The following is an 18466-nucleotide window of genomic DNA, read 5'->3' as shown; positions in this document are numbered from 1 at the left end:
CGCTTAGCCCGAAATTCGCCCCGCCATGTCGACCTTCGAGATCCGGATCAACGAAACGCCGATCGATGCAGCCAGTCCGTTCCCGCCGACGCGCTACCGCGGCGAACACTGGGACCTGAGTCATTTGCGTCCATTGACGTTCTCGTGCGACCTGGAAACCGGCTTCGACGTAACGGTGCTGGTCCTCTTCTCCTGTCACTGCTTCACCCGCAGTTTCAAATGGGATCCGCGCCCCCGCGACACCATTCCGGACGACGAGATCTACGACGATGGTCGCGAGACGCGCGTGCTCTGCGCGGACCGGTACCACGCGTCGCGACGCCTGTTGCGCGACGTGATCGTCGGGCTGGCGACGCGCCGGATCGTCGTCGCCGATGAACGACAGCCCAATTTCGTGACGGTAGAGACAGCCTCGTCGGATGGCGTACAGCGGATGTATGCCGTGTTCTTCGAGGTTTCGCGGGACCGGGCCAGAAAACGCCGGCTCATCCTGCGCGTCCAGTCGGCCTATATGCTGGATGGCGGCTTGAACAGGCGCCAGCGGGAAGCCAGGAGGGTGGCGTTGCGCACGCTGCTGCGCGCAAGCCTGGAGGGCCGCAAAATCCGGGCGTAGAAAAGCCAACGGCCGCCTTTCGGCAGCCGTCGTATGCGGGATTCTCTTTCCGTCTTTCGACGAAGTACCCACTCCAGGTGGGGCCCGATTGCTCGGGCGGCGCCATGTTTTCGCACCCGCTTTCACATGGTCTTGCGTTGAATTATAAGGAATTTCACCTTTCGGTCAAGGCGAGCGCCCCACCCGATTCGAGTACACCACCGCCCAGCACCTTTCGTCAGACGAAAGAAAAAGCCCGCTCGAACGCGGGCTTTTTCTGCCTTTCGATCCTTTCGGACCGGCCGGGCAAGCAGGCTCAGAAGCCCCAGTGCACGTCGGCTTCGCCGGCTTTCGCTTCGCGCAGCATCGTGAGGAAGGGCGCAACGCGCTGGGCCAGGCTCGCCGGCACTTCGTGGTGCGCGTGGTCGGCTTCGTCCTCGTGGAAATGGCCGGCGTGCTCGGCGCGCTCCTGCTTCGCCTGCGCGACCGCGCCTTCCAGCTTGGCGATCGCGTGGTCCAGCTCGTCGTGCGTAATCACCCCGCGCTCGCCCAGCTGCTTGCCGACGAGACCCAGCACATACACGGCGAAATCCTTCAGCACGTCGAGATCCTGTGCCGCCTTGCTCTTGAACGTAATCATGACAATTCCCTTTTCATCTTGTTGTGCCTGCGCGGCGCGGTTGGGGAACGCCGGCAGACCGGCGTCCGGCCTCGCGGACGCGGGCCGCCTGAGCGGCATATTAGCACCTGTTAAAATTCTGCGATCCCTGAAACGCGCGCTTAAAAAGCGCGCCGGCGGGCCGGCGTTTCCGGCCGCCACCAACGAAGCCTTCTACCAGCATGCTGCCAGCACACAAACAGACCCTCGAAGCCCTGCTCGCGGATAGCGTCAAGCAGGTCGCACACGCGCTGAAAGGCGCCGACGCGGCATCCGTCGCCCCCGCCATCACGCTGGAGCGCCCGAAGGTCGCCGCGCACGGCGACGTTGCGTGCAACGTCGCGATGCAGCTCGCGAAGCCGCTCGGCACGAACCCGCGCCAGCTCGCCGAGCAGATCGTCGCCGCCCTCACCGCCCAGCCGGGCGCGCAAGGCCTCGTCGAAGCCGCCGAGATCGCCGGCCCCGGCTTCATCAACCTGCGCCTGTCGGCCGCCGCGAAGCAGGCGGTGATCGCCGCCGTGTTCGACCAGGGCCGCGCGTTCGGCACGTCGGATCGCGAGAAAGGCAAGCAGGTGCTGCTCGAATTCGTGTCGGCGAACCCGACCGGCCCGCTGCACGTCGGCCACGGCCGCCAGGCCGCGCTCGGCGACGTGCTCGCGAACGTGATCGCGAGCCAGGGCTACGCGGTGCACCGCGAGTTCTACTACAACGACGCAGGCGTGCAGATCGGCAACCTCGCGATCTCGACGCAGGCACGCGCACGCGGCCTGAAGCCGGGCGACGCGGGCTGGCCGGAAGCCGCGTACAACGGCGAGTACATCGCCGACATCGCACGCGACTTCCTGAACGGCGAAACGGTCGCCGCGTCGGACGGCGAGCCGGTCAAGGGCACGGGCGACGTCGAGGATCTCGACGCGATCCGCAAGTTCGCGGTCACGTACCTGCGTCGCGAGCAGGACATGGATCTGCAGGCGTTCGGCGTGAAGTTCGACCAGTACTACCTCGAGTCATCGCTGTACAGCGAAGGCCGTGTCGAGAAGACGGTCGACGCGCTGATCAAGGCCGGCATGACCTACGAGCAGGACGGCGCGCTGTGGCTGCGCACGACCGACGAAGGCGACGACAAGGATCGCGTGATGCGCAAGTCGGACGGCACGTACACGTACTTCGTGCCGGACGTCGCGTACCACGTGACGAAGTGGGAGCGCGGCTTCACGAAGGTGATCAACATCCAGGGTTCGGACCACCACGGCACCATCGCGCGCGTGCGCGCCGGCCTGCAGGGCCTGCACATCGGGATCCCGAAGGGCTACCCCGACTACGTGCTGCACAAGATGGTCACCGTGATGCGCGACGGCCAGGAAGTGAAGATCTCGAAGCGCGCGGGCAGCTACGTGACGGTGCGCGACCTGATCGAATGGTCGGGCGGCGCGGCGGCGGGCCAGGAAGCGGCGCCGGACCTGATCGACGAAGCGACGATCACGCGCGGCCGTGACGCGGTGCGGTTCTTCCTGATCTCGCGCAAGGCCGATACCGAGTTCGTGTTCGACATCGACCTCGCGCTGAAACAGAACGACGAAAACCCGGTCTACTACGTCCAGTACGCGCATGCGCGGATCTGCTCGGTGCTCAACGAGCTGAAGTCGCGCTACAACGTCGACGTCGCGCAGCTGCCGGGCGCCGACCTGTCGCAACTGACGAGCACGCAAGCGGCGTCGCTGATGCAAAAGCTGGCCGAGTACCCGGACATGCTCACGCACGCGGCCAACGAACTGGCGCCGCACGCCGTTGCGTTCTACCTGCGCGACCTCGCTGGCGAATTCCACTCGTTCTACAATGCGGAGCGCGTGCTGGTCGACGACGAAGCGCCGCGCAATGCGCGCGCCGCACTCCTCGCCGCAACCCGGCAGGTGCTCGAGAACGGCCTGGCGGTGCTCGGCGTGTCCGCGCCCGCCAAGATGTAAGGCAGTAAGCGGCCCGAACCGGGCAGCGAATGGCTGCGGCTGGAGCGCCCGTCGCAGCCTTTTCACGATTCTTTTTGCAGGTGACTCAAGCAATGGCACAACCACGCCGAACTTCGAAGCAATCGAAACAAGCCGGAGGGACATTTCTTGGAATCGTGCTGGGCCTGATCGTCGGCCTCGCGATCGCCGTGGTGGTGGCGCTCTACATCACGCGTTCCCCGTCGCCGTTCGTATCGAAGGTCGCGCCGCCGCCGGCCGACAACGGCGCGAGCCAGCCGCAGCAGTTCGATCCGAACCGCGCGCTGCAGGGCAAGACGCCGGGCCAGCCGGTGCCGCAAGCCGCGCAGCCCGCGCCGCCGAACACCGCGCCCGGCCAGGCCGCGAACCAGACCCAGGGCGGCCTGCTGCCCGAGCCGCAAATCGTCGAAGTGCCGCCGCAGGCCAACGGGTCGAGCGGCTCGAACAACACCGGCAGCTCGAACAATTCGACCGCGTCGAACAACACGTCGTCGAGCAACGGCGTGGCCGTCGCGCCGAAGCCGGCCGACACCACGCCGCCGCCGAAGAAGACGCAGCAGGCGCAGCAGCAACAGCAGCAAGGCGGCGAGGACGACCTCGCCCGCTTCGCCGCGCAGAAGCAGGCGCAGCAAGCGGCCGCGCAAAAGCAGCAGCAACAGCAACTGGCCGCGAACACGCCGAAGCCGACCTCGTCGGCCGCGGCCGCCGCGACGGCAAAGCCGCCGACCGCGAACGACGCGAATACCGGCTACTTCCTGCAGGTGGGCGCGTACAAGACGGAAGGCGACGCCGAGCAGCAGCGCGCGCGCCTCGGCTTCCAGGGCTTCGAGTCGAAGGTGTCGAAGCGCGATGTCAGCGGCGTGACGTATTTCCGCGTGCGTGTCGGCCCATTCTCGAAATTCGAGGATATGAACTCGGCTCGCCAGCGCCTGTCCGATGCAGGTGTCGACACGGCGGTGATCCGTTTCACGAAGCAGTAAGCAACCGGCCGAGCCCACTCAGAACCCGTTACGTTTCGTAACCCGAGCAACTGATTCGACGTTCACAACATGAAAAAACTGCTTAGCACGCTCCTTCTGTCCCTGGGCCTGGCCGCCGGCCTCGCGCAGGCTTCGCCCGCCGCACCGGTCTCCGGCAAGGACTTCGAGGTGATGAAGTCGCCGCAGCCGGTGTCCGCGCCGGCCGGCAAGGTCGAGGTGATCGAATTCTTCTGGTACGGCTGCCCGCACTGCTACGAATTCGAACCGACGATCGAAGCCTGGGTGAAGAAACAAGGCAACAACATCGACTTCAAGCGCGTCCCCGTCGCATTCCGTGACGATTTCGTCCCGCACTCGAAGCTGTTCTACGCGGTGTCCGCGCTCGGCATCTCCGAGAAGGTCACGCCGGCGATCTTCAACGCGATCCACAAGCAGAAGAACTACCTGCTGACGCCGCAGGCGCAGGCCGACTTCCTGGCCACGCAGGGCGTCGACAAGAAGCAGTTCACGGACGCGTACAACTCGTTCAGCGTGCAGGGCGAAGTGAACCAGTCGGCCAAGCTGCTGAAGGACTACGCGATCGACGGCGTGCCGACGGTCGTCGTCCAGGGCAAGTACAAGACGGGCCCCGCTTACACGAACAGCATCCCGGGTACCGCCCAGGTGCTCGACTTCCTCGTGAAGCAGGTTCAGGACAAGAAGCTCTGATCCCCGCCCGCGCGCCGGCATGACTACTCCGCTGAAGGTCTTCATCACCGGCGCATCGAGCGGCCTCGGCCTCGCGATGGCCGAGGAATACGCCCGCCAGGGCGCCACGCTCGCACTCGTCGCGCGACGCACCGATGCCCTCGAGGCGTTCGCGCGGCGGTTCCCGAAGCTGTCCATCTCCGTCTATTCCGCCGACGTGCGCGACGCCGACGCGCTCGCGACGGCCGCCGCGTCGTTCATCGCGACGCACGGCTGCCCCGACGTCGTGATCGCGAACGCCGGCATCAGCCAGGGCGCCGTCACGGGCCAGGGCGATCTCGCGGCGTTCCGCGACGTGATGGACATCAATTACTACGGGATGGTCGCGACGTTCGAGCCGTTCGTCGGCCCGATGACGGCCACGCGCCACGGCACGCTGGTCGGTGTCGCGAGCGTTGCCGGCGTGCGCGGGCTGCCCGGTTCTGGCGCGTACAGCGCGTCGAAATCGGCCGCGATCAAGTATCTCGAAGCGCTGCGCGTCGAGTTGCGGCCGGCCGGCGTCGGCGTCGTGACGATCGCGCCCGGCTACATCCGCACGCCGATGACCGCGCACAACCCGTACCGGATGCCGTTCCTGATGGACGCCGACCGCTTCGCCGCGCGTGCGGCCCAGGCGATCGCGCGGCAACACGCGTTCCGCGTGATTCCGTGGCAGATGGGCGTCGTCGCGAAAGTGCTGCATGTGTTGCCGCGCTGGCTGTACGACCGCCTGTTCGAGAAGGCGCCGCGCAAGCCGAAGGCGGGCGCGCACTGACGCTCCGGTGAGCGCTGGGCCCGCGTGAAGCTGCGCGGGCCGTCTCTCCGCTTCTCCGCTTCTCCGCTTCTCCGCTTCCCCGCTTCTCCGCTTCCCCGCTTCCCCGCTTCTCCGCTTCTCCGCTTCTCCGCTTCTCCGCTTCTCCGCTTCTCCGCTTCTCCGCTTCTCCGCTTCTCCGCTTCTCCGCTTCTCCGCTTCTCCGCTTCTCCACTTCTCCGCACCGCCGCCTGGCCGTTTCGACGATTCGATCCGCGACACGCCCACACCGCGCCCGCGCCATCCCCGACGCGCCGCTGTCCTGCATCCCCGGTGCCAGCGTTCCGCCGCCCGCCGCCTCCTCCGCCCCACTGCCGCCCCAACACCCGTTCCGTCGCGAACGCAGCCGTTTTTCGGCCAATTCGCCGCGTTCAGGCGCCTTTTTTCACGCGCCGCGCGCTTTGACGGTATGCTATTCGCCAGCCGCGCCGGCCCTGTCCGCTTCCGGGCCGCGCCCGCATCCCGTCACCCAGCAAAAAACACAAGCCACGTGGGAGATCCTATGCAGGTCAAGCTGTTCGCCGCGGCCACGCTCGCCGCCGCCCTCGCCGCCCCCGGCCTCGCCGCCGCCAAGCCGCTCACCGTCTGTACGGAATCGAGCCCGGACGGCTTCGACGTCGTGCAGTACAACTCGCTCGTCACGACCAACGCGTCGGCCGACGTGATCTTCAACACGCTCGTGTCGTACGACGAAGCCGCGAAGAAAGTCGTGCCCGCGCTCGCCGACAAATGGGACGCGAGCGCCGACGGCCTGACGTACACGTTCCATCTGCGTCCGAACGTCGCGTTCCAGACCACCGAGTATTTCAAGCCGACCCACGCGCTCGACGCGGACGACGTCGTGTTCACGTTCTCGCGGATGCTCGACGACGCGAATCCGTGGCACAAGGTGGCCGGCGCGAGCGGCTTCCCGCACGCGCAGTCGATGGGCCTCGTGAAGCTCGTGAAGTCGGTCACGAAGGTCGACGACAGCACCGTGAAGTTCGTGCTGAACGAGCCGAACGCGACGTTCGTGCCGATCCTGACGATGGGCTTCGCGTCGATCTACTCGGTCGAATACGCGGACCAACTGCTGAAGGCCGGCAAGCAGGCCGACCTGAACGCGAAGCCGGTCGGCACCGGCCCGTTCGTGCTGAAGAGCTACACGAAGGACGCGCTGATCCGCTACGACGTGAACCCGACCTACTGGGGCACGAAGCCGAAGGTCGACCGGCTGATCTATGCGATCACGCCCGATCCGTCGGTGCGGCTGCAAAAGGTGAAGGCCGGCGAATGCCAGATCGCGCTGTCGCCGAAGCCGCAGGACGTGCTCGCCGCGAAGGGCGAAAGCGCGCTGAAGGTCGTGCAGACGCCTGCGTTCATGACCGCGTTCGTCGCGCTGAACACGCAGAAGAAGCCGCTCGACAACGACAAGGTGCGCGAAGCGCTGAACCTCGCGTTCGACCGCGCGACCTACCTGAAGGTCGTGTTCGACAACACCGCGACGGCCGCGAACAATCCGTATCCGCCGAACACGTGGAGCTACGCAAAGGACGTCGCGCCGTATGCGTACGATCCGGCGAAGGCGAAGCAGCTGCTCGCGCAGGCCGGCTTCCCGAACGGCTTCTCGACGACGATCTGGACGCGTCCGACCGGCAGCGTGCTGAACCCGAATCCGAAGGTCGGTGCGGAGCTGCTGCAGGCCGACCTCGCGAAGATCGGCGTGAAGGCCGAGGTCAAGGTGATCGAATGGGGCGAGCTGATCAAGCAGGCGAAGCTCGGCCAGCATGACATGCTGTTCATGGGCTGGGCCGGCGACAACGGCGATCCGGACAACTACCTGTCGCCGCTGTTCAGCTGCAATGCGGTGAAGTCGGGCATCAACTTCGCGCGCTTCTGCGACTCGCAGCTCGACAAGCTGATCGCCGACGGCAAGTCGACCGCCGACCAGGCCAAGCGCGCGAAGCTGTATGAAGCCGCGCAGAAGATCATCCACGACCAGGCGCTGTGGATTCCGCTCGGCTACCCGACCGCGGCCGCGCTCACGCGCACGAACGTGAGCGGCTATCACGTGAGTCCGTTCGGACGGCAGAACTTCACGACCGTCGCCGTGCAGTAACGCGACCCTCGCGCGTGGCGCGCAAGCGACGGTGCGTCCGACCGTCGCTTGCGGCCCGCGCGCCGCGCTTGCTACACTGCGCGCCTATTCCTCATACCGGACGCCAGCCAAAGTGAACAACTAAGCCTTCCCAAAATGTTTTCGCCGCCGTGCCACGCACGCCGCGCGCGAAGGTCTTCACGCATTTTCGGAGGTGCTTATGGCTGCAGCCACGCCCACCGGCGCGCTCGTCGCGCTTCATCACGTTTCCTTCCGCTTCGACGACGGCTTCACGCTGTTCGATTCGCTCGACCTTTGCATCGATCGCACGCCGACCGGCATCGTCGGCCGCAACGGCATCGGCAAGAGCCAGCTCGCGCAACTGATCGCGGGCCGCTGCGCGCCGAGCGCGGGGACGATCGAGCGGCACACGCACGTCGTCTACGTCGCGCAGCAGCATGACGACGGGGACGTATCGGCCGGCCCGCGAACCGTCGCGCAGATTGCCGCGCTCGATGCACCGCTCGGCGCGCTCGCGCGTCTCGCCGACGGTCGCGCGGAACCGCACGACTTCGACCTGATCGGCGATCGCTGGGATCTCGCGGAGCGGCTGCGCACCGCGCTCGACGCCGCCTGCCTGTACGACGTGCGCGCCGATACGCCCGCGCAGGCATTGAGCGGCGGCCAGCTCGCGCGTGTCGCGCTAATCGGCGCGCTGCTGTCCGGCGCGGGCCTGCTCGTGCTCGACGAACCGACCAATCATCTCGACGCGCCGGGCCGGGCGTGGCTGCGCGCGGCGCTCGACGGCTGGCGCGGCGGCCTCGTCGTCGTGAGCCACGACCGCGCGCTGCTCGCCGGCGTGCAGCGCATCGTCGAGCTGACGCCGCAAGGCGTGCGCGCGTACGGCGGCAACTACGCGCTCTATCGCGCGCAGCGCGACGCGGAACAGGATGCCGCGCAGTCCGCGCTCGACAACGCGCGCGCGGAACGCGGACGTGCCCGCCGCAAGCTCGAACAGGAGCACGACACGATCCAGCGTCACGCGGCCGCGTCGCTGCGCGACGCGAAGACGGCCAACCTGTCGTCGATGGCAAAACAGAGTCGCAAGGGTGCGGCGCGCAGCATCATGGGCACGGTGCGGCGCCACCAGAACGAATTCAAGGCGACACTCGACGAACGCGTACAGGAAGCGGCCGCGCGCGTCGAAGCCGATGCGCCCGTGCTCGTGTCGCTGCCGGGCACCGCGGTCAGCGCACGCCGCCAGTTGTTCACGCTCGACCGCGCGCAACTGCCGTGGCGCATCGCCGGCGATGCCGACGCGATCACATGGTCGGCCAGCGGCCCGGTGCGCATCGCATTGACCGGCCCGAACGGCTGCGGCAAATCGACGTTGCTGCGCATGCTCGCGGGCGAGCTTTCGCCGCGTTCAGGCGCGTGCACGACGCATGTGAGCGCCGCGTATCTCGACCAGCGGCTCGCGCTGCTCGATCCCGACCGCTCGATCGTCGAGCAACTGGGGCTGCTCGATACGCCGCTCGCCGAAGGCGACCTGCGCAGCCGGCTCGCACTGTTGCAGCTCGACGCGGTGCGCGCAACGCAGCCGGCGCGGCAACTGAGCGGCGGCGAACGGCTGAAAGCCGCGCTCGCGTGCGCGTTGTGGCGCGGCACGCCCGCGCAACTGCTGCTGCTCGACGAGCCGACCAATCACCTCGATCTCGAATCGGTGCGGGCGATCGAAGCCGCACTGGCGGGCTTCCCCGGCGCGATCGTGGTCGCGTCGCACGACCCCGCGTTTCTTGCGGCGCTCGCCCCGACGCACACGATGCAATGGCATCGCGACGGGTGGCGTTACGAACCCGTCGCTTGAGGAAAGCGAAACGGTGTCAGCCGGCGGTGCGGAACCGCAGCACGCCGTCGTCGCCCTGCTCGCGCACGAGCTCGCCCGCAAGCCACAACAGGTTCAGGTGCGCGAGCGCCTCGCCGAGCGCGAACGTCATCTGATGGATGTCGAGTTCGCGGCGGCGGAACATGATCGGCACGATGTCGGCCGCGCTCATCGGCTGTTCCGCGCAGGCGACGCGCACTTCGGCCAGGCGCGCGTCGTGGTGTTCGCGCAGTTGCGTGATGCGCGTGCGCACGCCGCGGAACGGCTTGCCGTGCGACGGCAGCACCAGCGTATCGGGCGCCATCGTCTCGTAGCGGCCGAGCGACTGCAGGTACAGCGCGAGCGGGTTCGCCTCCGGCTCGAGGTCGAACACGGACACGTTCGTCGAGATGCGCGGCAGCACCATGTCGCCGGAGATCAGCACGCCGTCCGCTTCGCTGTGCAGCGCGCAATGTTCAGGCGAATGGCCGAAGCCGGTCACGACGCGCCACGTGCGCGCGCCGATCGTCACCGCGTCGCCCTCACGCAGGCGCCGATAGCGCGGCGGCACGGCCGGCACGAGATCCGAGTAGTAGTTGCGGCGGTTGCGCAGCTTGTCGAGCGCGGCCGGATCGGTCAGCCCGTGGCGCGCGAAGTGATCGGCGGCGGCCGCGCCGCCCGCGTTCGAGCCGTTGCCGGCCGCCATCAGGCAGCCGAACATGTACTCGCCGAGCGTCATCCACAGCCGCACGTTCCAGCGGCCCTTGTCGCCGCCTTCGCACAGCCAGTTCGCGAGGCCGAAGTGATCGGGGTGGCAATGCGTGACGAGCACGCGCAGCACGGGCAGGCCGTCGAGATGCGTGTCGAAGATCTGTTCCCAGTGCGCGCGGATCGCGTCCGATGCGATCCCGCAATCGACGATCGTCCAGCCGGCCTGCCCGTCGATCTCGTCGCGCAGCAGCCAGAGGTTGATGTGATCGAGCGAGAACGGCAGCGGCATGCGCAGCCAGCGCACGCCGGGCGCGACCTCGAACGTGTCGCCCGCGGCGGGCAGCGTGTCGGCGAAGGGATAGTCGAGTTGGTGTTCCAGTGCGTTCATCGATGGGGCGTCTCGTCGTTATCGGTGCGATTGCACGCCGGCGGCAGGCCATGGCGGGCGGTGCGTCGATTCTATCGCCGTCACACGGAACGCGTGTCCGCGGCTGGCTGCCCGTCAAAAAAAGTTCGTGCCAGAATCGGTTCCGTACCCGTATCTTTACGCGAAGATGCACCGAACGGCTCCCAACGGCGGACAACCCGCCGCCTGCCCGCCGGCCGCGCGTCGCCGCAACGCCCTTGAACCGCCCGCTTGGGCGCTAAAATGGCGAGTGCTTACAGCCCCTCCCGAACGAGCCTGCACGCGATGAATCACTTCCCCAAACTGCTGTCCTCGCAGATCGGTTTCGACGTCGCGCAGACGATGCTCGAGAACTTCGACCGCCACTACCGGATCTTCCGCGACGCGGCCGTCGAGGCGAAGACGCTGTACGAGCAGGGCGACTGGCACGGGCTGCAGCGGCTCGCGCGCGAGCGGATCACGTCGTACGACGATCGCGTGAAGGAATGTGTCGAGGTGCTGGAAGACGAATACGACGCGGAGAACATCGACGACGAAGTGTGGCAGCAGATCAAGCTGCACTACATCGGCCTGCTCACGTCGCACCGCCAGCCCGAGTGCGCGGAGACCTTCTTCAATTCGGTGTGCTGCAAGATCCTGCACCGCTCGTACTTCAGCAACGATTTCATCTTCGTGCGCCCGGCGATCTCGACCGAGTATCTGGAGAACGACGAGCCGGCCGCGAAGCCGACCTACCGCGCGTACTATCCGGGCACCGACGGGCTCGCGGCCACGCTCGAGCGGATCGTCACGAACTTCCAGCTCGAGCCGGCGTTCGACGATCTCCCGCGCGACATCGCCTGTGTGATGCAGGCGATCCACGACGAATTCGGCCACTTCGACGAAGCGCCGAATTTCCAGATCCACGTGCTGTCGTCGCTGTTCTTCCGCAACAAGAGCGCGTACATCGTCGGCCGCATCATCAACGCCGACCGCGTGCTGCCGTTCGCGGTGCCGATCCGCCACGTGCGCCCGGGCGTGCTCGCGCTCGACACCGTGCTGCTGCGCCGCGACCAGCTGATGATCATCTTCGGCTTCTCGCACTCGTATTTCCTCGTCGACATGGGCGTGCCGTCCGCGTACGTCGACTTCCTGTGCACGATCATGCCCGGCAAGCCGAAGGCGGAGATCTACACGTCGGTCGGGCTGCAGAAGCAGGGCAAGAACCTGTTCTATCGCGACCTGCTGCACCATCTGTCGCATTCGAGCGACCGCTTCATCATCGCGCCCGGGATCAAGGGCCTCGTGATGCTCGTGTTCACGCTGCCGTCGTTCCCGTACGTGTTCAAGATCATCAAGGATCACTTCCCGCCGCCGAAGGAAACGACGCGCGCGCAGATCATGGAGAAGTACCAGCTCGTGAAGCGCCACGACCGCCTCGGGCGGATGGCCGACACGCTCGAGTATTCGAGCGTCGCGCTGCCGCTCGCGCGGCTCGACCACGCGCTCGTGCGCGAGCTGGAGAAGGAAGTGCCGTCGCTGCTCGAATACGAGGACGGCAATCTCGTGATCAAGCACCTGTACATCGAGCGCCGGATGACGCCGCTCAACCTGTACCTGCAGAACGGCTCCGATGCCGACGTCGAGCACGGCGTGAAGGAATACGGCAACGCGGTGAAGGAGCTGATGAAGGCGAACATCTTTCCCGGCGACATGCTGTACAAGAACTTCGGCGTCACGCGCCACGGCCGCGTGGTGTTCTACGACTACGACGAGATCGAGTACCTGACCGACTGCAACGTGCGCCGCGTGCCGCCGCCGCGCAACGAGGAAGACGAGCTGTCCGGCGAACCGTGGTATACCGTCGGCCCGCACGACATCTTTCCGGAGACCTACGGGCCGTTCCTGCTCGGCGACCCGCGCGTGCGCGAGGTCTTCATGAAGCATCACGCGGACTTTTTCGATCCCGCGCTGTGGCAGGCCAGCAAGGACAAGCTGATCCAGGGCGAATTGCCCGACTTTTATCCGTACGACACCGCGCTGCGCTTTTGCGTGCGCTACCCCGCGCGCTTCGGCGCGACGGACCAGAACGAGGGCGCAGGCGACGCGCAGCGCGCCGCCTGACGCCCGCTATGCCGCACCGATTGCGACCCGATTTCCGTCAACGGAATCCACACCGATGAACCCCCAAGACAATCCGCTTTCACACCTGTTCGACAACAACGACGCCTGGGTCAAGCACAAGCTCGAGGACGACCCGCAGTTCTTCGCGCGTCTCGCCCACCAGCAGGCGCCGGAATATCTGTGGATCGGCTGCTCGGATTCGCGCGTGCCCGCGAACGAGATCATCGGCCTGCCGCCGGGCGAAGTGTTCGTCCACCGCAATATCGCGAACGTGGTCGTGCACAGCGACCTGAACTGCCTGTCGGTGATCCAGTTCGCGGTCGACATCCTGCGCGTGAAGCACATCATGGTGGTCGGCCACTACGGCTGCTCGGGCGTGAACGCCGCCCTGCTCAACCGCCGCGTCGGCCTCGCCGACAACTGGCTGCATCACGTGCAGGACGTGCGCGAACGCCACTCGGCGCTGCTCGACGCATGGCCGGTGGGCGAAGCGCGCTATCGCCGCCTGATCGAGCTGAACGCGATCGAGCAGGTCGTCAACGTGTGCCGCACGACGATCGTCAACGACGCGTGGGCGCGCGGCCAGTCGCTCACAGTGCACGGGCTCGTGTACGGCGTGCATGACGGCCGGATGCGCAACCTCGGGATGGCCGTGTCGAGCTTCGACGCGCTCGACGAGACCTACAAGCGCTGCGTGGCCGCACTCGTCGCCGGCGGCGAGCACGCCCCGGACAACGACATGATCGCGGCGGACGCCGCACGGCTCGAAGGCGTCGCGCAGGCAGTCGCCGCCACGCTGAAGCCGTGCGACGACGCGAAGTGACGCCACGGCCTGCGCAGCGAATCGCTACGCAGGCGTGCCGCTGCGCACCCATCGAACGGATCTGACACCGGCGCTGCCGCCACGGCGGCGCCAAGCAAAGGAGCGACGGGCATGAAAACCGCATTGATCGTCGGCGCATCGCGCGGCCTCGGCCGCGAATTCGTCCGCCAATACCGGCGCGACGGCTGGAACGTGATCGCCACCGCGCGCGACGACGCGTCGCTCGACGCGCTGCGCGCGCTCGGCGCGCAGGCGCATGCGCTCGACATCACGCAGCCCGAGCAGATCGCGGCGCTCGGCTGGAAGCTCGACGGCGAGCGGCTCGATGCGGCCGTGCTGGTGTCGGGGGTGTATGGGCCGCGCACCGAAGGGGTCGAGACGGTCACCGCCGAGGATTTCGACGCGGTGATGCATACGAACGTGCGCGGGCCGATGCAGTTGCTGCCGATCGTGCTGCCGCTCGTCGAGGACGCGCGCGGCGTGCTGGCCGTCGTGTCGAGCCGGATGGGCAGCATCGCCGAGGCGACCGGCACGACCGGCTGGCTGTACCGCGCGAGCAAGGCCGCGCTGAACGATGCGCTGCGCATCGCGTCGCTGCAGACGCGCCACGCCGCATGCATTTCGCTCCATCCCGGCTGGGTGCGCACCGACATGGGCGGCGCGCAGGCCGCGATCGACCCGGAAACCAGCGTGACCGGCATGCGCCGCGTGATCGCCGAATCCGGCGCGGACGTGTCGCAGGCAAACGGCCGTTTCTTCCAGTACGACGGTATCGAGCTGAGCTGGTGAACCGGTAGTCAGCCGACAACCCTACGTCGTTAATTCCTGTTTCGCATGATTTTGAACCGACCTGACGCGTGCCCGTGCGGCGGCGCGTCCCCCGCTCCCGCCGGCAAAGCGCCGGCGCCCCGCTACGCGGCCTGCTGCGGCCGTTACATCGACGGCGGCGAGGCCGCGCCGACCGCGCTCGAGTTGATGCGCTCGCGGTACAGCGCGTACGTGCTCGGCGCGACCGACTACCTGCGCGCGACCTGGGCCGCGCGCACCTGCCCGCCCGATCTCGACACCGACCCCAAAGCGCCCGACGCGCCGCGCTGGCTCGGCCTCGCGGTCAAACGCCACGCGCCGCTCGACGAGCGGCACGCGGAGGTCGAGTTCGTGGCCCGCTACAAGGTTGGCGGGCGCGCTTACCGCCTTCACGAGACGAGCCGTTTCGAGCGCGACGAACAGGGTTTCTGGCGCTACGTCGACGGCGAAGTCAGTGAACGTTGACAAATAGTTGCTGTGTCAGACGCCGGGTAATTCCCGCATTGCACAACCCCATTTTGTCCGGCTACGATGACCTCGAATTGGTCATGTTGCATGGCAGGGCTTACGAATGGCGTTCAGCAAGGTATTGGTGGGATGGATGGCGGCGTGTGCGCTGTCGGCCGCTCAGGCCGGTACGCTGCCGGGCGCCAATACGGGGTCGGGTGCCGGCGCCAGCGGGTCGCTCGCCCACGCCGAACGCTTCGACTACGCCGATGCGAACCTGCCGCAGGTCACCGCCGACCTGAACGAACAAATCCTCCGCATTCCGGCCGACGCATCGGGCACCGTTACGCTCGAAGCCACGCTCTTCAAGCCGAACGGGCCCGGCCCGTTCCCGCTCGTCGTCTTCAACCACGGCAAGAACACCGGCGATCTCCATCAGCAGCCGCGCAGCCGGCCGCTCGCGTTCGCGCGCGAATTCGTGCGCCGCGGCTATGCGGTGATCGCGCCGAACCGCCAAGGCTTCGCCGGCTCGGACGGCACGTACCAGCAGGAAGGCTGCAACGTCGGCAAGAACGGCCTCGCGCAGGCGGCCGACGTCGACGCGACCGTGCGCTACATGTCGCATCAGTCGTACGTCGATGCGTCGCGCATCGTCGTCGCCGGCACGTCGCACGGCGGCCTCGTGTCGGTCGCGTACGGCACCGAAGCCGCACCGGGCGTGCGCGGCATCATCAACTTCTCCGGCGGGCTGCGCCAGGACCTCTGCGACGGCTGGCAGAAAAACCTCGTCGACGCGTTCGACCAGTACGGCGCACATACGGCCGTGCGGTCGCTGTGGCTGTACGGCGACAACGACTCGGTGTGGACGCCCGGGCTCGTCGCGCAAATGCACGACGCGTACGTTTCGCACGGCACGCAGGCCCAGTTCATCGATTTCGGCCGCTACAAGGACGACGCGCACCGGCTGATCGTCGATCGCGACGGCGTGCCCGTGTGGTGGCCGGCCGTCAACGCGTTCCTCGCGCAGCTGAACCTGCCGACGTCGGTGCGCTACGCGGTCGCGAGCCCGCACGAACCGAAGGCGAGCGGCTATGCGTCGATCGACTCGGTCAACGCGGTACCGTATGTCGACGAAGCCGGCCGTGAAGGCTATCGCCGCTTCCTGAACCAGCATCCGAGCCGCGCGTTCGCGGTGTCGTCGGAAGGCGCGTGGTCGTGGGCCGAAGGCGGCGACGATCCGATGGCGCTCGCGCTCGACAACTGCTCGAAGCAGGGCGCAGGTTCGTGCCGGCTGTATGCGGTCAACGACCGGGTCGTGTGGAACGACGCGACGCAAACGGCCGATCACGACGACGGCACCGCACGCGACACCGGCACGCCGGCGTTGGCTTCGCGCTGATCCAAGCGCGTCATTTCCTCCCCTCGCCCATCACACCGAGGCCATCTCAGCGCCTCGCTTCACGCATCGCTCGTGCTCGTAAAATCGAGCGCAAGCCGTGGAACGCTCGTTTTTACGAGCATCCAGCTTGAATTCGTGTAGTCATGATCTATCATGATCGTTATTTCGATCCCTATCGACATAACGATCGATTTTACGAACATGAAGGTCAATCAAGCCGCTGCCGCCAGCCCAACCGTTCTCGCGGAAGCCGCCCGCGTTGGCGAAGCGCTCGCCCGTCTGCGCGTTTCGCGACGCGTTCAGCAAAACGAGGCGGCCACCCGCGCCGGGCTCTCGCGCAATACCGCCTATCGTATCGAGAAAGGCGATCCGGGCGTCGCCCTCGGGCAGTGGCTTCGGTATCTCGACGCGATTGCGCCAGGAACGACCCTGCTGGAACTGCTCTCCGGAACGGACCCGTCGCTCAAGGCTCAAGCGGCCCGCGAACGCGGCCGGCGGGTGCGCTCGCTCACCGACAACGAACTCAAGGATCTGGACTTCTGATGGCTGCCGTCGTCAAAAGACTCGCGGTGTTTGCCTATCTCGACGATGACTGGGCACCCGCCGGCCTGCTCGAAATGACCGAAGAGGGCGTGAGCCTGCAGGCGTCGAGCTTCGCATACGGCTTGCGCTATCTCGGCCGGCCCAACGCCATCGAAGTCGACCCGGTCAGCCTGAGCCTCGCAAGAAAGGACGAGATACGCGGCAAGATGAGCTTTCCGGCGGGCGGATTGACGCAGTTCGGCGGTATTCGCGACGCCGCGCCCGATGCATGGGGGCGACGTGTCATCGAAGCCAAGCTCAGGGCCAAAGCCAACGCGCTGCCCGAGTCCACCTATCTCCTGCACGCCGGCAGTCAGCGGATCGGCGCACTCGATGTTCGGGAAAGCCTGGACACGCCTCCCGGCCCGCAGGCGGGCAATGGCCTGCTCAACCTCGAATACCTGGTCGATTCGGCGGCGCGCATCGAGGAAGGCGAGACCGTGCCCGCCGAGCTCGAGGCCATCTTCGTACAAGGGAGCGGCCTCGGCGGTGCGCGCCCGAAGGCGACGGTGCGAGACGAAGACGGCGTGTTGTGGCTGGCCAAATTCCCGAGTCTCAGCGATCGGTTGAACCTGACGGTCATCGAAGAAGCCACGCTTCGTCTGGCGGCACGGTGCGGCATTCGGGTACCGCCCACCCGCATCGTCGACGTGGGAACCCGTCAGGTCATGTTGATCCGTCGATTCGATCGGTACTGGACCCACCCCGAATTCGGCACCCTTCGCGGCGACGACGCGTTATACCTGCCCCCTCGCGCCGGAGCAACCGAGCGAAGACTCCCCTTCGCGAGTGCGTTGACGCTGGTCGGCTGTGCCGAGATGGAATCGATGGCGAAAAGTTACCAGGACGTCGCGCACGCGATCCGGCAGCATGGACACATCGATGCCATTCGCGCCGACAACCGGGAACTGTTCAAGCGGATGGTCTTCAACATCCTCGTGAGCAACGACGACGACCACCTGCGCAACCACGGATTCATCCACGACCCCCGCCTGCCCGGCTGGCGCCTCAGCCCGCTGTACGATGTCCTGCCCCGGCCGAGCAGCGCGCACGAGCGCTATCTGCACCTTGGCATCGGGCCGCAAGGCCGGCTCGCGACGCTCGACAACGCGTTCGACGCCCGGGATGCGTTCGGTCTTTCGAAAACGGATGCCGGACTCGCGATTGCGGAAGTCTGGCAACCGACCCGCGAGTGGAAGACGTGTTTCGAGGAGCGCGGCGTGCCCGGCAAGGAAATCGACAAGATCGCGCCAGCGTTCCGCCACATCGATGACGTATCCCACCCGACATTGCGTAAAGCGTTGCCCTGATCTCACCTTCCATCGGCGTCCGTCCCGGCGCCTTGCCACGCATGGCCCCCGTCGATCGGGCAACGCGAGACGCTGAATCGTTCGATCTCCCAGTGTCGCCACAAACCACTCACCTCATCATTCCCCATATTTCTGCGCCATCACGCCCCACCCGCCCCACGATTTTTTTCGGTTGGGGGGTCTCGCTC

Annotated in this window: 16 protein-coding genes; 14 read left to right on the top strand and 2 right to left on the bottom strand. The window is 66.8% G+C overall.

Annotated features, from left to right (window positions below; all coding sequences use genetic code 11):
• Positions 1–25 precede the first annotated feature (25 nt).
• The gene (locus tag CFB34_RS25500) at positions 26–613 is read left to right on the top strand and encodes a hypothetical protein (protein WP_089441127.1); all 588 of its coding nucleotides are present in this window, start codon (positions 26–28) and stop codon (positions 611–613) included.
• A gap of 295 nt (positions 614–908) precedes the next feature.
• On the opposite strand, the gene CFB34_RS25495 is transcribed toward CFB34_RS25500, so the two are convergent.
• Positions 909–1232, bottom strand: coding sequence for a DUF1840 domain-containing protein (locus tag CFB34_RS25495; protein ID WP_089426439.1), 324 nt, complete (start codon positions 1230–1232; stop codon positions 909–911).
• A gap of 200 nt (positions 1233–1432) precedes the next feature.
• Between CFB34_RS25495 and argS the strand changes: the two genes are divergently transcribed.
• The 6 genes from argS (at position 1433) to CFB34_RS25465 (ending at position 9693) form a co-directional block, all read left to right on the top strand.
• On the top strand, positions 1433–3214 hold the full coding sequence (gene argS, locus CFB34_RS25490; RefSeq protein WP_089441128.1) for an arginine--tRNA ligase: 1782 nt from the start codon (positions 1433–1435) through the stop codon (positions 3212–3214).
• A 92-nt stretch (positions 3215–3306) separates the two neighbouring features.
• Positions 3307–4212 carry an SPOR domain-containing protein gene (locus CFB34_RS25485; RefSeq protein WP_089441129.1) on the top strand — a complete coding sequence of 302 codons (906 nt, stop codon included), beginning with the start codon at positions 3307–3309 and terminating at the stop codon, positions 4210–4212.
• A 69-nt stretch (positions 4213–4281) separates the two neighbouring features.
• Positions 4282–4920 (top strand): thiol:disulfide interchange protein DsbA/DsbL, encoded by a 639-nt coding sequence (locus CFB34_RS25480; RefSeq protein WP_089441130.1) that lies wholly within the window; start codon positions 4282–4284, stop codon positions 4918–4920.
• 19 nt (positions 4921–4939) lie between these two features.
• Positions 4940–5713 (top strand): SDR family oxidoreductase, encoded by a 774-nt coding sequence (locus tag CFB34_RS25475; protein WP_089441131.1) that lies wholly within the window; start codon positions 4940–4942, stop codon positions 5711–5713.
• Between the two features lie 538 nt (positions 5714–6251).
• Complete coding sequence (locus tag CFB34_RS25470) at positions 6252–7847, top strand: ABC transporter substrate-binding protein (protein WP_089441132.1); 1596 nt, start codon at positions 6252–6254, stop codon at positions 7845–7847.
• Positions 7848–8046: 199 nt separating this feature from the next.
• Positions 8047–9693 (top strand): ABC-F family ATP-binding cassette domain-containing protein, encoded by a 1647-nt coding sequence (locus tag CFB34_RS25465; RefSeq protein ID WP_089441133.1) that lies wholly within the window; start codon positions 8047–8049, stop codon positions 9691–9693.
• A 16-nt stretch (positions 9694–9709) separates the two neighbouring features.
• Here CFB34_RS25465 and CFB34_RS25460 read toward each other — a convergent pair whose 3' ends face one another.
• Complete coding sequence (locus tag CFB34_RS25460) at positions 9710–10789, bottom strand: MBL fold metallo-hydrolase (RefSeq protein ID WP_089441134.1); 1080 nt, start codon at positions 10787–10789, stop codon at positions 9710–9712.
• A 303-nt stretch (positions 10790–11092) separates the two neighbouring features.
• Here CFB34_RS25460 and aceK point away from each other — a divergent pair, with 303 nt between their 5' ends.
• From aceK to CFB34_RS25425, 7 genes are all read left to right on the top strand, one after another.
• On the top strand, positions 11093–12910 hold the full coding sequence (gene aceK / locus CFB34_RS25455; protein ID WP_089441135.1) for a bifunctional isocitrate dehydrogenase kinase/phosphatase: 1818 nt from the start codon (positions 11093–11095) through the stop codon (positions 12908–12910).
• A gap of 55 nt (positions 12911–12965) precedes the next feature.
• On the top strand, positions 12966–13733 hold the full coding sequence (can, locus tag CFB34_RS25450) for a carbonate dehydratase (RefSeq protein ID WP_089441136.1): 768 nt from the start codon (positions 12966–12968) through the stop codon (positions 13731–13733).
• A 111-nt stretch (positions 13734–13844) separates the two neighbouring features.
• Positions 13845–14522, top strand: coding sequence for an SDR family oxidoreductase (locus CFB34_RS25445; protein WP_089441137.1), 678 nt, complete (start codon positions 13845–13847; stop codon positions 14520–14522).
• Between the two features lie 45 nt (positions 14523–14567).
• Positions 14568–15005, top strand: coding sequence for a YchJ family protein (locus CFB34_RS25440; protein ID WP_089441138.1), 438 nt, complete (start codon positions 14568–14570; stop codon positions 15003–15005).
• A 106-nt stretch (positions 15006–15111) separates the two neighbouring features.
• Positions 15112–16386: a CocE/NonD family hydrolase gene (locus tag CFB34_RS25435; protein WP_089441139.1), complete on the top strand. Its 1275-nt coding sequence runs from the start codon at positions 15112–15114 to the stop codon at positions 16384–16386.
• 153 nt (positions 16387–16539) lie between these two features.
• Positions 16540–16929, top strand: a complete 390-nt coding sequence (locus tag CFB34_RS25430) for a helix-turn-helix transcriptional regulator (RefSeq protein WP_242808701.1) — start codon at positions 16540–16542, stop codon at positions 16927–16929.
• Entirely contained in the window at positions 16929–18278 is a 1350-nt protein-coding gene (locus CFB34_RS25425; protein WP_089441140.1) for a HipA domain-containing protein, read from the top strand. The genes CFB34_RS25430 and CFB34_RS25425 overlap by 1 nt, the downstream gene beginning before the upstream one ends.
• Positions 18279–18466 lie beyond the last annotated feature (188 nt).

This window comes from Burkholderia sp. HI4860, from assembly GCF_002223045.2.
Taxonomy (GTDB): domain Bacteria; phylum Pseudomonadota; class Gammaproteobacteria; order Burkholderiales; family Burkholderiaceae; genus Burkholderia.
Note: the sequence above shows the minus strand (reverse complement) of the source record. Positions and strands in the feature narration are given on the sequence as shown.

What these genes read in the sequence shown, in the direction of transcription:
- aceK (WP_089441135.1), top strand. Translation starts at nt 11,093, where the DNA reads ATGAATCACTTCCCCAAACTGCTGTCCTCGCAGATCGGTTTCGACGTC.
- CFB34_RS25495 (WP_089426439.1), bottom strand. Translation starts at nt 1,232, where the DNA reads ATGATTACGTTCAAGAGCAAGGCGGCACAGGATCTCGACGTGCTGAAG.
- CFB34_RS25445 (WP_089441137.1), top strand. Translation starts at nt 13,845, where the DNA reads ATGAAAACCGCATTGATCGTCGGCGCATCGCGCGGCCTCGGCCGCGAA.
- CFB34_RS25435 (WP_089441139.1), top strand. Translation starts at nt 15,112, where the DNA reads ATGGCGTTCAGCAAGGTATTGGTGGGATGGATGGCGGCGTGTGCGCTG.
- CFB34_RS25470 (WP_089441132.1), top strand. Translation starts at nt 6,252, where the DNA reads ATGCAGGTCAAGCTGTTCGCCGCGGCCACGCTCGCCGCCGCCCTCGCC.
- CFB34_RS25465 (WP_089441133.1), top strand. Translation starts at nt 8,047, where the DNA reads ATGGCTGCAGCCACGCCCACCGGCGCGCTCGTCGCGCTTCATCACGTT.
- argS (WP_089441128.1), top strand. Translation starts at nt 1,433, where the DNA reads ATGCTGCCAGCACACAAACAGACCCTCGAAGCCCTGCTCGCGGATAGC.
- CFB34_RS25425 (WP_089441140.1), top strand. Translation starts at nt 16,929, where the DNA reads ATGGCTGCCGTCGTCAAAAGACTCGCGGTGTTTGCCTATCTCGACGAT.
- CFB34_RS25440 (WP_089441138.1), top strand. Translation starts at nt 14,568, where the DNA reads ATGATTTTGAACCGACCTGACGCGTGCCCGTGCGGCGGCGCGTCCCCC.
- CFB34_RS25485 (WP_089441129.1), top strand. Translation starts at nt 3,307, where the DNA reads ATGGCACAACCACGCCGAACTTCGAAGCAATCGAAACAAGCCGGAGGG.
- can (WP_089441136.1), top strand. Translation starts at nt 12,966, where the DNA reads ATGAACCCCCAAGACAATCCGCTTTCACACCTGTTCGACAACAACGAC.
- CFB34_RS25430 (WP_242808701.1), top strand. Translation starts at nt 16,540, where the DNA reads ATGATCGTTATTTCGATCCCTATCGACATAACGATCGATTTTACGAAC.
- CFB34_RS25460 (WP_089441134.1), bottom strand. Translation starts at nt 10,789, where the DNA reads ATGAACGCACTGGAACACCAACTCGACTATCCCTTCGCCGACACGCTG.
- CFB34_RS25500 (WP_089441127.1), top strand. Translation starts at nt 26, where the DNA reads ATGTCGACCTTCGAGATCCGGATCAACGAAACGCCGATCGATGCAGCC.
- CFB34_RS25475 (WP_089441131.1), top strand. Translation starts at nt 4,940, where the DNA reads ATGACTACTCCGCTGAAGGTCTTCATCACCGGCGCATCGAGCGGCCTC.
- CFB34_RS25480 (WP_089441130.1), top strand. Translation starts at nt 4,282, where the DNA reads ATGAAAAAACTGCTTAGCACGCTCCTTCTGTCCCTGGGCCTGGCCGCC.